At 57.8% G+C, this 14054-nt stretch carries 17 protein-coding genes and 3 pseudogenes; 13 read left to right on the top strand and 7 right to left on the bottom strand.

Annotation, left to right across the window (positions count from 1 at the left end; all coding sequences use genetic code 11):
- Positions 1–18: 18 nt before the first annotated feature.
- From OS035_RS05870 to OS035_RS05880, 3 genes are all read right to left on the bottom strand, one after another.
- Positions 19–219 carry a YgaP family membrane protein gene (locus tag OS035_RS05870; RefSeq protein ID WP_331813478.1) on the bottom strand — a complete coding sequence of 67 codons (201 nt, stop codon included), beginning with the start codon at positions 217–219 and terminating at the stop codon, positions 19–21.
- 31 nt (positions 220–250) lie between these two features.
- On the bottom strand, positions 251–1558 hold the full coding sequence (locus tag OS035_RS05875) for an NAD(P)/FAD-dependent oxidoreductase (protein ID WP_331813479.1): 1308 nt from the start codon (positions 1556–1558) through the stop codon (positions 251–253).
- Between the two features lie 93 nt (positions 1559–1651).
- A complete protein-coding gene (locus tag OS035_RS05880; protein WP_331813480.1) occupies positions 1652–2005 on the bottom strand; it encodes a carboxymuconolactone decarboxylase family protein in 354 nt (117 codons plus the stop codon).
- A 77-nt stretch (positions 2006–2082) separates the two neighbouring features.
- Between OS035_RS05880 and OS035_RS05885 the strand changes: the two genes are divergently transcribed.
- The 4 genes and pseudogenes from OS035_RS05885 (at position 2083) to OS035_RS05900 (ending at position 4595) form a co-directional block, all read left to right on the top strand.
- Positions 2083–2379: an ArsR/SmtB family transcription factor gene (locus OS035_RS05885; protein WP_331813481.1), complete on the top strand. Its 297-nt coding sequence runs from the start codon at positions 2083–2085 to the stop codon at positions 2377–2379.
- Between the two features lie 130 nt (positions 2380–2509).
- Positions 2510–2764, top strand: a complete 255-nt coding sequence (locus OS035_RS05890; RefSeq protein ID WP_331813482.1) for a hypothetical protein — start codon at positions 2510–2512, stop codon at positions 2762–2764.
- A gap of 757 nt (positions 2765–3521) precedes the next feature.
- Positions 3522–4010: pseudogene (locus OS035_RS33545) on the top strand (adenylate/guanylate cyclase domain-containing protein); the annotation flags it as partial.
- 336 nt (positions 4011–4346) lie between these two features.
- Positions 4347–4595 (top strand): hypothetical protein, encoded by a 249-nt coding sequence (locus tag OS035_RS05900; RefSeq protein ID WP_331813484.1) that lies wholly within the window; start codon positions 4347–4349, stop codon positions 4593–4595.
- Positions 4596–4599: 4 nt separating this feature from the next.
- On the opposite strand, the gene OS035_RS05905 is transcribed toward OS035_RS05900, so the two are convergent.
- The gene (locus OS035_RS05905) at positions 4600–5208 is read right to left on the bottom strand and encodes a hypothetical protein (RefSeq protein ID WP_331813485.1); all 609 of its coding nucleotides are present in this window, start codon (positions 5206–5208) and stop codon (positions 4600–4602) included.
- A gap of 142 nt (positions 5209–5350) precedes the next feature.
- Between OS035_RS05905 and OS035_RS05910 the strand changes: the two genes are divergently transcribed.
- The 6 genes and pseudogenes from OS035_RS05910 (at position 5351) to OS035_RS05935 (ending at position 7494) form a co-directional block, all read left to right on the top strand.
- The gene (locus OS035_RS05910) at positions 5351–5659 is read left to right on the top strand and encodes a type II toxin-antitoxin system RelB/DinJ family antitoxin (protein ID WP_062578764.1); all 309 of its coding nucleotides are present in this window, start codon (positions 5351–5353) and stop codon (positions 5657–5659) included.
- The gene (locus OS035_RS05915; RefSeq protein ID WP_097536147.1) at positions 5656–5949 is read left to right on the top strand and encodes a type II toxin-antitoxin system RelE/ParE family toxin; all 294 of its coding nucleotides are present in this window, start codon (positions 5656–5658) and stop codon (positions 5947–5949) included. Before OS035_RS05910 ends, OS035_RS05915 begins: the two co-directional genes overlap by 4 nt.
- 114 nt (positions 5950–6063) lie before the next feature.
- Positions 6064–6195, top strand: a pseudogene (locus OS035_RS05920) (ATP dependent DNA ligase); the annotation flags it as partial.
- A 171-nt stretch (positions 6196–6366) separates the two neighbouring features.
- Positions 6367–6831: an Hsp20 family protein gene (locus tag OS035_RS05925; RefSeq protein ID WP_331813486.1), complete on the top strand. Its 465-nt coding sequence runs from the start codon at positions 6367–6369 to the stop codon at positions 6829–6831.
- Between the two features lie 75 nt (positions 6832–6906).
- The gene (locus OS035_RS05930) at positions 6907–7206 is read left to right on the top strand and encodes a DUF982 domain-containing protein (protein WP_047618427.1); all 300 of its coding nucleotides are present in this window, start codon (positions 6907–6909) and stop codon (positions 7204–7206) included.
- A gap of 9 nt (positions 7207–7215) precedes the next feature.
- Positions 7216–7494: a hypothetical protein gene (locus OS035_RS05935; protein ID WP_331813487.1), complete on the top strand. Its 279-nt coding sequence runs from the start codon at positions 7216–7218 to the stop codon at positions 7492–7494.
- A 253-nt stretch (positions 7495–7747) separates the two neighbouring features.
- Here OS035_RS05935 and OS035_RS05940 read toward each other — a convergent pair.
- The 3 genes and pseudogenes from OS035_RS05940 to ku (OS035_RS05950) all read right to left on the bottom strand — a co-directional run.
- A pseudogene (locus OS035_RS05940) lies at positions 7748–9103 on the bottom strand (AI-2E family transporter); the annotation flags it as partial.
- A gap of 119 nt (positions 9104–9222) precedes the next feature.
- A complete protein-coding gene (gene ku / locus OS035_RS05945) occupies positions 9223–10035 on the bottom strand; it encodes a non-homologous end joining protein Ku (protein WP_331813488.1) in 813 nt (270 codons plus the stop codon).
- Between the two features lie 11 nt (positions 10036–10046).
- Positions 10047–10955, bottom strand: a complete 909-nt coding sequence (gene ku, locus OS035_RS05950) for a non-homologous end joining protein Ku (protein WP_331813489.1) — start codon at positions 10953–10955, stop codon at positions 10047–10049.
- 335 nt (positions 10956–11290) lie between these two features.
- On the opposite strand from ku (OS035_RS05950), the gene OS035_RS05955 reads away from it, so the two are divergent.
- The 3 genes from OS035_RS05955 (at position 11291) to OS035_RS05965 (ending at position 13738) form a co-directional block, all read left to right on the top strand.
- Positions 11291–11473: a DUF3606 domain-containing protein gene (locus OS035_RS05955; RefSeq protein WP_331813490.1), complete on the top strand. Its 183-nt coding sequence runs from the start codon at positions 11291–11293 to the stop codon at positions 11471–11473.
- Between the two features lie 150 nt (positions 11474–11623).
- The gene (locus tag OS035_RS05960) at positions 11624–11860 is read left to right on the top strand and encodes a hypothetical protein (RefSeq protein WP_331813491.1); all 237 of its coding nucleotides are present in this window, start codon (positions 11624–11626) and stop codon (positions 11858–11860) included.
- Between the two features lie 354 nt (positions 11861–12214).
- Positions 12215–13738 carry a PAS domain-containing sensor histidine kinase gene (locus OS035_RS05965; RefSeq protein WP_331813492.1) on the top strand — a complete coding sequence of 508 codons (1524 nt, stop codon included), beginning with the start codon at positions 12215–12217 and terminating at the stop codon, positions 13736–13738.
- Positions 13739–14054: the final 316 nt, after the last annotated feature.

A 14054-nucleotide genomic window follows, 5' to 3' on the forward strand; every position in this document is an offset into this window, starting at 1 on the left:
GCGCATGAGTGAATCGTCCTAAAAGGCGGTGCCGGGCTTGATGCCCAGCTTGCGGAAGACGATTGCCGCCGGGCAGAAGCCGGTGAATGCGGACTGCAGCATGTTGGCGCCGATGAACACTGTCAGCCAAAGGAAATAGGCCGACACCCAGACGGTCAGCACGACCGACAACAACACCATGATACCTGCAAAGGCGAGAACAGATCGATCCAATGTCATTTCCAAAACTCCGTTTGGAGGGCGCGCCCCACTATTGCGGGACAGACGCCTCAACTTCTTCAATGCTGATGTCCTTGAGCTTCTCTATTCCGAGCGCGTGGAGCGCCAGCCGCTCATAGATCGGTTCCGAGGTGCCCGTGCGCATCTTGCGCAGGTAGTACTTCTCGAAGCCCACTTTGGCGGCATGAACCCAGGCGCCGCTCGAAGACCAGTTGACGTTGCGCGGCGGTATCTGCGGCTGGGCGACAAAGGCTACGCCGGAATCGCCGAAATCGGCCAGGCAGACGGCATTCCAGGTCGCCTCGGCATCCAGAACTTCGTTCCTCAGCAGTCGTTTGATGTTCCTGACCGTCGCCGTAACCATCGATTCGATCATGAAACCGGTCTTCGGCACGCCCACGGGCACGGGGGTGGGAGCCATGGGTGGTATCGCGACGCAGACGCCAACAGCAAAAATCTCGGGGAATGCCGGATTGCGCTGGTGCTTGTCGATCAGGACAAAGCCGCGCGGGTTGGTGAGGCCTGTTATTCCCCGGATAGCCTCGACCCCGCGGAAGGCCGGCAGCAGCATCGTGAAGCTGTTCACGAGTTCATGCGCGCGGATGATGGCGCCATCTTCGCCCAGTTCCGAAACCGAAACCTTGCCGCCCTCGACCTTCTCGACCTTGGCGTTACAGATCCATTTGATGTGGTTCTGGCGCAACTGGCTTTCGAGAAGCCCTTTCGTATCGCCGACACCATCGATGCCGAGATGGCCGATATAGGGCTCGGAGGTCACGAAGGTCATCGGCACGCGGTCGCGAACCTTCGCGTCGCGCAGCGCCTTGTCGAGAATGAAAGCGAATTCGTAGGCCGGACCGAAACAGGAGGCCCCCTGGACGGCGCCGACCACCACGGGGCCGGGATTCCGGATGAGTTTCTGCACCGCTTCCTTCGTTTGCACGGCATGGTCGATCTGGCAGATCGAATATGTGCCGGCCTCAGGGCCAAATCCCTCGATCTCATCGAAGGCCAGGTCCGGACCCGTCGCAATGACGAGATAATCATAGGAGATAGATACGCCATCCATCAGTTCGAGCCGCCGTTCGGCGGCGTGCAGCAGGCGCGCACCCTGCGGATGAAAGCCGATCTTGCGCCTCTTGAAAACCGGGACGAGATTGACCTCGACAGACGGCCTGTCGCGAAAGCCGACCGCCACCCACGGGTTGGATGGAACGAAGCTGAACGTCTCACCCTTGCCAACCACGGAAACGCTGTGTTCGGTGCCAAGCTCGTCACGAAGCTGATAGGCAGCAATCGTTCCGCCTAGCCCTGCACCTAAGACAACAACATGTGCCATATGTTCCTCCAACCCATGTTTTCCTCCACTTTCTCCAGCAGACTACCGCAACGGCGCTGCCAGCCATTGATCCCGATCAAGATCGGCCAAATGTCACACCTGTGCCGCTTCGCTGAACTGGTCGTATGCCCGAAGCGCGTCGGCTGCGGACATCAGCGCCGGACCTCCGCCCATGTAGACGCACATCGCCATGATCTCGGCGATCTCTTTGCGGGTTGCGCCGAGATCCTTCAATGCCTTGGCATGGAAGGCGATGCAGCCCTCGCAATGCTGGGTGACCCCGATTGCGAGCGCGACCAGTTCCTTGGTCTTACCGTCGACGCTGCCATCCGCACTCGCCGCCTTCGACAGTGCATGGAAGCCTTGCATGGCGTCCGGGGTAAGCTTGCGCAATTCCGCGGTGTAAGCCGATATATCCTGTGCTACTTGCCGGTAATCCTTTGGCATCGGATGTGGTCCTTGATTTCAACCTTAAATTTATATTTTCTTGATTTTATAAAAACATGAATTGTAAAGAGGCTAAGATGAATTTCGCGCAAGCAATGGAGAAGAAAGCCTGTGATGCCGCCAACTTCCTTGGCGGCCTGGCCAATGAACATCGCCTCCTTGTGCTCTGCCAGTTGCTCGATGGGGAGCGAAGCGTCACGGCGTTGATCGAAGCGACCGATATACCCCAGACGTCGATGTCGCAGCATTTGGCAAAGCTGAAGAAGGAAGGGATCTTGGATTTCCGGCGGGAACACCGGACGCTGTACTACTACATCAAGGATCCAGTGGTGATCGAGATCATGAAGATGCTCTATGAGCGCTTCTGCCGGTGAGCATATTGCCTCGACATGCTCACCTGGCTCGGCAGAGGAGGGGATGACTGATAATAAGCCACGCAGGCTCCACGGTCGTCCATCCACGAGCTCGCCAACGGGCATGCACCAGCACAGGAGAGGTGAAGACATGAATGATGCTCCGATGCGCCAGGACCTGCTGTGTTGGAACCAACGATTTTCCAGCGAGAACTATCTCTTCGGGACGCAACCGAATGCATTCCTCGCACGCCAAAAAATCGGCTTGACTCGGGTTAAGCATGCCTTAGCCATCGCTGATGGCGAGGGCCGCAACGGCGTGTGGCTGGCCCAGCAGGGCCTTGATCTCCTCTCGATCGATTTCTCTCCGGTCGCGTTTCAAAAGGCGAAGTCGCTTGCTCAATGACGTGGCGTAAAATCTCGCTATGCAAGTGGCCGCTCTCAGCTAATGGACTTGGGAAGCGAGTCGTTTCGATATGCGCTGCGGTCAGCTTTGAAGGATGATCGAGAACCTTTGTGGTAGAACTTGAAACGCGCTGGTAGGAATTTTGAAAGGCGGAGCGATGGCAACCTTTTTGAGGGGGGAGGCGGAAAAGCATAGGATATTTCTGGATGCCGAAATAGAGGCGGAAAGGACGCTTGCGTTCATCAGGCTCCTCTCGGCACTCGTTCTGTCTATTCCGCATTTTTCGGCGATTTCGCTCAATCAAATGGACAGAGCTTTTGGAGTGCAGTTGCCCTCCATGCTTGCTCTGGTAACTTTTTTCCTGACCGGTATCCTTGCTCTGTTTTTTATCCGCTACGGGCAGTTCCGTTCGTGGATGCGATATGTGTTCGCGATCATTGATGCAATCATGATCGCTGCGGTCTGTTATTTGTCGCTTAAACTGAACAACCTTTCGGGCGCATGGGTTTTTGCGGCCCCAGTAACCTGGGCTGTGCCACTTCTTTTGACCGTTGGCGCGCTTCGCTATCGACCCGCTATTCAGGTCTGGTCCACTCTTCTGTTCGCTTTTGCCTTGGCTTTCGTATTCGTCAGTCTCTCGCCGGTCTCCGATAGCCCGTTCACGTCCGGGTCAGGCGTGCAGCGACTTTTCTCTCTGCTGCCTTCAGTTTCACGTTTGTGCCTCATTACCCTGACCGGTCTGGCGTCGCTTGTTGTGATGTACCGCGCACGGTCATTGCTGATTCAAGCAGAGGAGCAGGCCTACGCTACCGCCGCGTTGGCTAGGTTTCTGCCACCTGAAATCGTTCCTCTTGTTGCTGGAGGCGATGAATGGATTCACGGGCGACGACAGGTTGTCACAGTGCTCTTTGTAGATATCAGGAATTCGACGCAAATTGCTGAAGGTCTTGATCCAAAGGCACTGTCGCAACTCATCTCATCCTTTCGCAGAATTGTTCAGCGTGCTGCCAAGGAAAACGGCGGTGTGATAGATAAATTCATCGGTGACGGAGCCATGATCGTGTTCGGGGTGCCCGATCCAAGGACCGACGATGCAAGGCGAGGATTGAACTGCGCGCGTGATATACTTCGACTTATCGCGGAATGGCAGATCGATTCGCTCACATCGCATCACGTCACCGTCGGTTTGGGTGCCCACCGAGGAAAGGTATATTGCGGTATTGTTGGAGATGAGAACCGGCGCGAATTCACAATTATTGGCGATGTGGTAAATGTGGCCTCGCGTATCGAGCAAGCGACGAAGCAATTTGGAGTCCCGTTTCTCGCCTCTCTGGAGGTTGTGATCGCTGCAAAGGAAGATAATGGATGGAAACTTATCAGTTCAGAGCCGCTTCGTGGCAAACAGAATTCAGTATCTCTCATGGCGCCAAAGACTTAAACGGGATATATTCCAAACGTGGCCTTGACCCTTCGCTTCGGTGTCTTGCTCCGTAATTGCAGGCCTACGTCCCTGTAAAATGCGATGGGTTCGCTTGCGTTTGGGGGGTGCTGCTGATGGGTAGGGGGTTGCCAGGTATTCGAGATGGGCGCCATCGACGGCCGAAGGTTCAGCGCAATGATCAGGTTCATCGTCGCGCAGCAAGGCGCCGATGGCGCGGAACTTTTTGAGATGCACTGCAGCCGGTGTCATGCCTCGACCGCACACGTGCTGCGGAGACTTCCGCAGGAGAGGGCCATCAGAAGAGAGAGGCTTTCATCGCTGCTTGCCCATCACCACGAGCCGGATGAGGCTGAGCGGGCGGCGCTGATCGATTGGCTGGTTGCGCAATGATCGGTCAACGTAGCGCGAAGCCAAATGCGAGGGCCGTGACCGCAACGCACAGCCCGACAAATCCTGTGAGAATACGGCGGTCCTTTACAGAGACGGGGCTAGCGCCATAGCTGAATCGTTCGTACCGTATGCGGTCGAGCGTGACACCCATTGCGTGCAGGGCGTCGGTAGCAAAAGTCATCATACCGCTCGGGCCGCAAATCAAGATGTTTACGGCAGACGGCTCGACGCCGGTCATAAGGTTTCGCAGGTGCTCCAGAGTGAGCGGTCCGCGGCCGACCGGCGCATCGACAGCCGTCGCGTCATCCGCCAGAATCGTGATATCGGCTGACGGGCAGGTGGATTGCATAACTTCGGACTTGACGAGGGCGGCTCGGCTGCGGGCCGTGTGGGTAAGCCGTATCCGGCGGTATTCGCTATGATGGCCTAGATCAGAGAGAATGGAAAAGATAGGCGCCAACCCGACGCCGCCCGAAATCAGGATGAGCGTATCGCTTTTCGGCAGTCCGTCGAGGGTGAAGCTCCCATGCGGACCATCGATCGCAACCTGTGAACCGACAGGCATGGTGCCGATCCGCGAGGTGAAATCGCCAGACTCCTGGATAAGTTCCATAAATCAGCGTTATCTCACACGATTGAGATTACGCTCATCGGTTCAGATACATTCAAAAGCAACTAAAAGAAACGGCGGTCTAAAGCGCTATGGCATTCGTCATTCATTTGCATTATCATTCCACCGAAATGTGGAGATAGCTATGGCTGCAAATGCACTTGTACAAACTCGTATTGATGCCGAGGTTCGGGATCGTGCCTCCGCAGTGCTTGGAAATATGGGGCTTACGGTATCGGACGCGGTTCGGATCTTACTCACCCGGACGGCCAATGAGGGTGCGCTGCCGCTGGAGCTTCTTTCAGGCAGTGAGGCCCATGACGCTTGGTTTCGCACCAAGGTACTTGAAGCCCTGAACGATACTCGACCGGACGTTTCGGATGATGAAGTCGAGGCACATTTTGCTGAACGTCGAGCGGCAGCCCGCCTTAACGCGGGTGCTCGCAAATCGTGAAGCTTACCTGGTCGGCGTTCGCGCTATCGGATCGCGATGCCATCTTCACATACATTGAAGCAGAAAATCCCTCAGCCGCCATTCTGGTCGATGAACGGATCGTTGCTGCCGTCCGTCGGTTGGTAGATTTTCCCGCGAGCGGTCGTGTTGGCAGAATTGCTGGCACCCGCGAACTGGTAATTAACGGCACGCCGTACGTCGCGGCGTATGCAATTACCGAAACAGCGGTCCGCATTCTTCGCGTCCTCCATGGCGCGCAGGAATGGCCAGACTCTTTGCCAACGAGCTAGGCTTTGCATCTCGATGCTGAGAATCAAGGGGTTGTTGGTTCGAACTGTTTCAAGGCGAGCAGTGCACGTTTCATCTCCATTAGTCGTCGCTTGATCGGACCGTCTTCACAAGTTGTCATCGTCCAGCCGACGCTGATTGCCGAGATCGAATTCCGAGGCTGGACGGACGACGGCGATCTGCGTCACGCATCCTACAAAGGCTTGCGCGAAGTTCAGGATAATGCGGCCGTTTATGAGTTGGATTGAGCGGGGGGCAGAAGCCCAAAAGGAGCATATTTTTTTCTGCCGCTGCTCTTGAATCTGAAATTCTCAAAAACCAAATCGATTGCCGCCAGCCGCTCAATGAAGGGCTGGCCTTGCTGGGAGCGCCGTCTTTCGGCGCTTCCGTACCCATGTTGCTTCAAGGAGGATATGGCTATGGCAACATCTTACGACTATGCGCCTCTCTATCGTTCTAGCGTCGGCTTCGACCGGGTTTTCAATCTTCTGGAAAACGCCCAGCGCGCCCGGTCGATCAGCGACTGGCCGCCCTATGACATCGTCAAGACCGGTGACGACAGCTACCAGATTTCGATCGCGGTGGCGGGCTTCACCCTGGACGAACTCGACATTACCTTCCAATCCAATCTACTGACGGTCACCGGCAAGAAGCAGGAAGCGGCCACCGACGGCTACCTGCATCGCGGCATTGCCGGCCGGCCGTTCGAGCACCGGTTCGAACTTGCCGACCATGTCAGGGTGAACGGGGCGGACCTCAGCAATGGACTCTTGTCGATCGATCTGGTTCGGGAGATCCCCGAGGCACTGAAGCCGCGCAAGATCGCGATCGAGAGCGCCGGGGCAGTCGCTCCCGCGCAGATCGAAGCGCAGAAGGCCGCTTGACACCGCATTGACCTCAGAACAAGGGCGCCGTGGCTACGGCGCCCATCAACATTCCGGGTTGGAAAGGAGAGAGCAATGAAACCCGATATGTTTAGGCAGCCTGTTTCCATTCTTGTCGGCCTTGGCTTCCCAGCAGAGGTTCGCAGCGTCATGGATGCCTACCGGCATCTTTCCGAGTGTTCGACGTCACTCAGGGACAGCGCGCATGCGATTGCGCTGAAGGCCTGCAGTGCGGCACTGCGTGGCGAGATTGAAGCAGAAACCGCGCGTGGCCTGTTTGCGGCTTTCGCCGAGAAACACGATCTGCTGGCGCCGGAAATGAACGTGATCGCCGCGTCACGCCTGCAGCGTGACCGCGATCCACACGTACAGTGAGGTGGTCCGATGACGCATGACATGTTGGAGCAGGCGACCAGCAACGCGATGGCGATGGGACCAGCGGTCTTGCTTCAGGGTATGGAGCTTCAGCGGCCAATCGATGTGGTGAGAGCGGCGGCTCTTTCCGTCGATGATAAGCGAACGATCCTCGCGGCCTGGGCCTCCGACTTTTACGCTATCGATTCGATGCCGGCTCTCCGGCAGGTGCCGGGAATACCAGAGCCGATTTCGATCGATGAGGTACAGTCCGCGCTGAAAGAACTCGATCGGCGCTACGGTATCTGACGGACCGCGCGTTCAAGCAGCCTGCTTCGACGACTTGGCGAGCGGCTGAGGCGTTGAGCCCGGTGACCTGCTTGGTCTTGGCGCGGATCTCCAGCGCAATCTCGGTGGCGATTTCCATGCCCTTCAAATTCGCGGTGGCTCCTGGCGTTCGGCCGCTCCGAGACGCATTGGAGCGTTGACGAATACGACGTAGTAAAGCAGGACTTCTCGTCCCATCAGATCTAGTTCCGGCATATCCGGGCAAGACTTGCCGCTAAATTCTGGACTGTGCGGGGGTTATGCCTGTCTTTTTCGAGGATCGCCTCGTACGAATTTTGCGCGCGGGCGTCACCAATGATGCTGGTGCATCGGCGAGTGTCTCGCGGGCAGCTGAGGTCAAGGTGGTGGCAACGAAATCCGCCTCCCGAAGCGTAGGCGGTTGCTCTTCCTCCTGATTTTCCACCCAAAGGACCGCGCCGACCCGAATGGCCGGGTATATGCGCTTGAACCGACGAACAAGTATGGTGGCGTGCCTTGCGGAGTCCTCGTTGAGGAAGCAAACTACTATGGCGTTCGATTGCTTCGGAACGAGGCTCATGGCACGGCGATTGGGGATGTCAGAATGCCTCGCTGCGACCACCTCGGCTCCCTGTACCTGAAGAATCTGGGCAAGCATCGCAGCCGACGCGTCGTCGAGCGGGCCCCTGCCTCCGACGCAAAAGACGGTGTTGCCCCGTCCATCAGGTAGTTCGCTTTCATCCCCATTTCCTTCCTTGAGGGGGGTGCTGGGCCGACCTGCCGCTTCCGTCTCCTTCTGTTCGTCTTCCTCTTCCTGCTCTTCTTCCTCCGCGATTTCCCCGAGGTTCGAGACCAGTGTGATGGCGGTCCCGAACACCTGTTCCATCTGCTCCGCGGTCAAGACGCCTCGACGCCTGTCCTTCTCCGCGAGTAGAAGGGCGGGAATGGCAACCTTGCCATAGTAATCCTCCAGATAATCCTCCTCGAGGAACTCCTCAGCGTAATCGGTCGCCTCATCGGGATCGCCGGCAAGAAGCCGCTGGTACAGCCGCTCCTTGGGATCGAGCACCGGGTCACTACCAAAAACGACCTCAAGGAACTTGAACTGCGGGACATACCGGCCCAACACTGCAAGACACACGGTCAGCGGGGTGGACAGCACAAGACCGACTGGTCCCCACAGCCATGCCCAAAAAATCGCCGCGACGATGATTGCGAGCGGAGAGAGGCCGGTACGAGAACCATAGAGCCAGGGCTCGATGACGTTGTTGCTGGTCAATTCCAGCACGACGAAAATGGCCGCAACCCAGAGAACAAGACTCCAGCCAGGGTCTACTGCAAAGGCCAGGAACAGCGGCAAAACTGTTGCGATGACAGGCCCGATATAGGGGACAAAACGAAGGACGATGGCCAGCATCCCCCAGAGCGCTGGATTTGGAATGCCGACCGCCCACAGTCCGAGAGCCAATGGAACGCCGTAAGCGCAGTTCACCACCAACTGCATAAGAAGATACCGTGCGACGCGGCTTCCCGCCTCCTGGATGGCTTCTGTTGTGCGATGCAGATCGCCATAGCCAACGAGCCGGATAAAGCGATCGCGAAGCTCTTCTTTGGAGCGCTGACTGCGTGCTCGTCGGCGACTTTTTCGGAGACAGCGTCTCCATCATCTCCGATGAAGTCAATCTTCCAGCCGGTAGCTTCGTCCTGGATCCTCGCATCAGCCAGAGCATGTCAACCCGTCTTCCTGCTCTTGAGATCTCCCTCGACCGACTTGCGAAGTGCCTGCATGATGTCCACTACGTTCGAACCAGGAGCGGCTTCCACCTTCCTGCCCTTGGCGGCTTTCTTCGGCTTGAGGAGCTTCTTCCTCTCCTCGATAAGCCGCAGCAGGCTTTCCTGGATCGGGTCGCTGACCATGTTGGGTGACCATCGCGCGGTCTTCTTCTTGATGAGCTGCTGAACGAGCGGAACGAGATCCGGATCTGCTTTCTCGTCGATATCCTCGAAGTAATTCTCCTCCGGTCGAACCTCGTCGCCGAAACGCAGCGTCCAGAGAACGATGCCTTCGCCGCGCGGTTCCAGGACGACCGCGCGCTCTCGGCGGCCCATCACGAGCTTCGACACGCCGAAAACCTTGTCGGCCTTCATGGCATCCCTGATCACCGCAAATGCCTCGTTGCCGACGGCATCGTCCGGCATCAGGTAATGCGGCTTCTCAAGGTAGATCCACTCGATGCTGTCGGCCGGGACGAATTTGTCGATGTCGATCGTCTTCACAGTGTCGAGCGCGACTGCGTCGAGATCGTCCTCGGTAAGGATAACGTAGTCGTTCTCCCCGCGAGCGTAGCCCTTGGCTTCGTTGTCGTCCCTGACGGGCTTGCCCGTGACGGAATCGATGTACCGGGAGACGACGCGGTTGCCCGTCTCCTTGTTGAGGGTATGGAAGCGAACCTTCTCGCTTTCGCTCGTAGCCGGGGTCATAGCCACGGGGCAGGTAACCAGGGAGAGTTTGAGATAACCTTTCCAGTAATATTTCGGAGCCATGACCTATTTCCCTAGCTGGCTTTGCGCTGCGGGGCAGCCTTTGAAGCGGCGGACTTCGCTGCCGCCCCGCGCGCGGCGCGCTGCCTCCCGTTGCCAGTGTTGGCGTTGGCGGCAGTGCGTTTCGGTTTGTCCGCAGCGGCCTTCATCATGCCTGCGCTCTCGCGGAGCGCGGCCAGCAGATCATTGGGCTTCGAGACCTCGACCTTCTTCGGCTTCGGAAGCGACTTGCCTTCCAGCTTCGCCTTCACCAAATCTGCAAGGGCGGCTTCGTAGCGGTCGTCGAAGGTCGCCGGATCGAACTCGCCCTTCTTGGTGCTGATGATGTGCTTGGCCAGATCGAGCATCTCGCCCTGGATCTTGAGCTTGGGCATCTCCTCGAAAGCCTTTTCGGAGGAACGAACCTCGTAGTCGAAGTTGAGTGTGCTGGCGATCAGGCCCTTGCCGTGCGGCCGTATCAGCACCGTACGCATTCGACGGAATAGGACGGTGCGGGCGATGGCCGCGACCATCGACTTCTTCATCGCATCGCGGAGAGCCGCGAACGCGTCTCCGCCCATCTTGTCGGGAGTGAGGTAGTACGGCTTGTCGAAGTAGACGTCGTCGACGTCGGAGCACGGGATGAACGCCTCAATCTCGAGCGTTTTGTTGCTCTCAGGGATCGCGGCGGAAACTTCCTCAGGATCGATGATGATGTACTGGCCGTTCTCGATCTCGAAGCCCTTGGTCTGGGCTTCCTTCGGCACCGGATCCTCGGTCTCGCTGTCTATGAAGATGCGGTTGACGCGGTTGCCCGTGGCTTTGTTGATGGTGTTGAAGGTGATGCGGTCGCTCGTCGAGGCTGCCGTGTAGAGAGCGACGCCGCAGCTTACCTCGCCGAACTTCAGAAAGCCTTTCCACTGCGCACGCTGTCCTGACGGCATGACAAATACTCCGAATCATTAATCCGCGACTCAAAGACGTGTCAGGGTGATTCGTTCCGACTCAAAACGAATCATTTTTCAGTACTTTACGGAATTTCTCTCCCAAATTGATTCCGCCGTCTCCGCTGGTCGAATTGCGCCCGTTAGTAGTGGAAAGCGGTGGAGGTTTGTTCAGTTCTAGAGCCACAGCAAGTTGGTTCCTCCAGCACGATGCCGGGCACCGCTTAGGGAATTCCGCAGCTGCTCCAAGCGCAGATCATCATCCACGTTCTCCCGGGAACCACCCGGACGCGTTGTGAGTTTCTAGTGCGGACGCTCATTCGAAGAGAAGCCCGATGGCGCAGACAACGACATCACACGGCCGCGCACAGGATCGAACCCGCGTGGCCGGCGGCCAGGATCACGAGGTCAAGTACGAAGCAACGAAGGAAGGCGCCTCGCGGGATGCCATCAAGATGGCCGCGAAGAGCGCTGGAAACTCACGGAAGAAGGTCGAGGCCGAGATTGATCGCCGTTAGGCGGCCGAGCGGTGTTGTGCTGTCAGCAAACGAGGCAGTCGCCGTGGGTGTCCTGCCATACCGGGGTCTGGAATCGAGGCGACGCCGCTGTGGCGTAAACGAAGCAGTCATAGCCGCGCAGGCCTGCCGTCTCCACGTCTGGGGTAACGCATGTCCAAGTGTTTACAGGAAGACCATCTGCTGATGTCGAAAGCGGTCCGTGAATGGTATCGGCACTACGAGGTGGAATGGGACGATCAAGCGTCCTCGTTTTTGTGTGATGCCGCCATCGAACTCTACAACGAGGGTTGTCGCTCGGTAGAGGAGATGGCGACCGTTTTGATCGACACTTACGTCGGGCTGGCCGCTACGCGCGTGAACGCGCCATCTTCAAGCTCGATGCATTGAACTCAAACAATTCGCACTGCATTTGATCCGACCGTTTTCTCCCAGTCGTAAACATATCCCCCTTGGTCGATTACCGAGCAGCTTATTCCAGTTGCGAGTCAGAACGCCAGCCGGGCGAGCGGGCGTCGGCACGCTTCGGGAACTTGTCGCCCGTGGCAGTGGCCGGCTGACGAAGGTCGCGTGCGCGTGTGAGCGTCGTGATCGGGGCGAGCCGCTTCGGCCTTATCCATGAGCAAACCGGCCACACAGACCTAGCTCCAGGGTATGAAGCCTGCCGAAGCTTTTAGGTCGTCTTGCCATCTAGAGCGTTTAGAAGTCGGAAGGAAAACATGGGCGGTACCAGTGGGAGAAACCATGGACGAGAACGACGTAAAGAGCGAGCAGCGCTACCGACTTCTGGTCGAAGCGATCACCGACTACGCGATCTACATGCTCGACCGGGGCGGCTTTGTGACGAGCTGGAACCCTGGCGCCGAGCGGCTGAAGGGGTATACGGAACAGGAAATCGTCGGGCGCCACTTCTCAACCTTCTACACGGCCGAGGATCGTGCCGCAGACCTTCCTGCAAGGGCGCTCCAAATCGCTGAGCAGGAAGGCCGCTTCGAGCGCGAAGGGTGGCGTCTGAGAAAAGATGGTTCCCGCTTCTGGGCGAACGTCATCATCGATCCTATCAGGAACGCCGACGGCGAGCTCATTGGATTTGCAAAAATCACCCGAGACATCAGCGAGAAGCGCGCCGCCCAGGAGGCGATCTTCCAAGCTCAAAAAATGGAAGCCGTGGGACAATTGACCGGTGGACTTGCCCACGACTTTAACAACCTCCTGACGGCGATCCTCGGAAGCCTGGAGATCGCGAGGAAAAGGGCGATCCGGCCAGACGTCGCAGACCTTATCGAAAATGCCATCCAAGGTGCGCAGCGTGGGGCTACCCTTACACAGAGGTTGCTCGCTTTCTCGCGCCGCCAGGAGCTTCGGCTCGTCCCCGTCGACGTCGGCGCTCTGGTTACAGGGATGGCGGAGCTCATGCGTCGAACGATCGGACCGGAAGTGGTTATCACCACGCAATTTCCGTCGGAACCGTCGCTTGTACGTACGGACGCAAACCAGCTTGAGGGTGCGCTGCTCAATTTGGTCGTCAACGCGCGTGACGCCATGCCGGACGGAGGCGAAATCGTCATCGCCGCCGAGCGGAAGGCTATCGAGGTGGGGGAGGCTGGGTTGCTTCCCGCCGGGCACTATCTCTGTCTCTCCGTGAAGGATCAGGGGGAAGGGATGGACGCCGAGACGCTGGCTAATGCCACGACGCCTTTTTTTACCACGAAAGGCGTCGGCAAAGGCACTGGCCTTGGCTTGCCGATGGTGCACGGGCTCATGGCTCAATCCGGCGGTCAACTCATTCTGAAATCGGCCCCGGGCGAGGGCACGACCGCCGAGCTTTGGCTCCCGGTTACAGTTGATGCCGTCATCCCGGTGCTTGCCGAAGAAGTTCCTATCGATCCCGCCCCAACCGCCATGACAGTTCTAGTCGTCGACGATGATCCGCTCGTTCTCATGAACACTGTGCTGTTGCTGGAAGATCTGGGAATGGAAACGATCCAGGCGTCTTCCGCCGAGGAAGCACTCGCAATCCTTGGCTCTGGACAGCTTCCCGATGTGGTGGTCACGGATCATGCAATGCCGAAGATGACGGGCGCGCGCCTTTGTGAGGAGATCCGCGTGCGGTTTCCCACGCTCCCAGTCGTTCTAGCGACAGGCTATGCCGAGTTGCCTGAGGGCTCTGGCGAGATTGGCGAGGTTGTTAGGCTGTCAAAACCGTTCAGCCAGAAGCAGTTGTCGCGGGCGCTGGCAGAGGCCTGTCAGGGCAGACGCTGTTTTTGATCGATATCAGGGCGGGCGGGCGGATCGTTGCGATGCTGCGACTTGGCTTGAAGCGCAAGCGTCGCGCGACTTATCTGGAAGCGAGTATGTCGACGCTACTCTTGTCAGACGCTCCACTCCTCCCAAGGGGCATCTCAGGGAATAGCGGCACTCCTCTTCCCAATCGCTGTTCGGTTATTTTCGAAAAGCTTGCCGCACGTACTCCCGCGGCAGGCTTTGTTCGCGTTGCCTTTCGCCCTTGACCGGAGTCGAAGCAAATCCATACTTGTACCCAGTCCGCGTTGGCTTCGATTGGATCCGAGGCATAAAACGGTGT

Origin of the sequence: Rhizobium sp. 268, assembly GCF_036571585.1 — a bacterium.
GTDB classification, from domain to species: Bacteria; Pseudomonadota; Alphaproteobacteria; order Rhizobiales; family Rhizobiaceae; genus Rhizobium; species Rhizobium redzepovicii.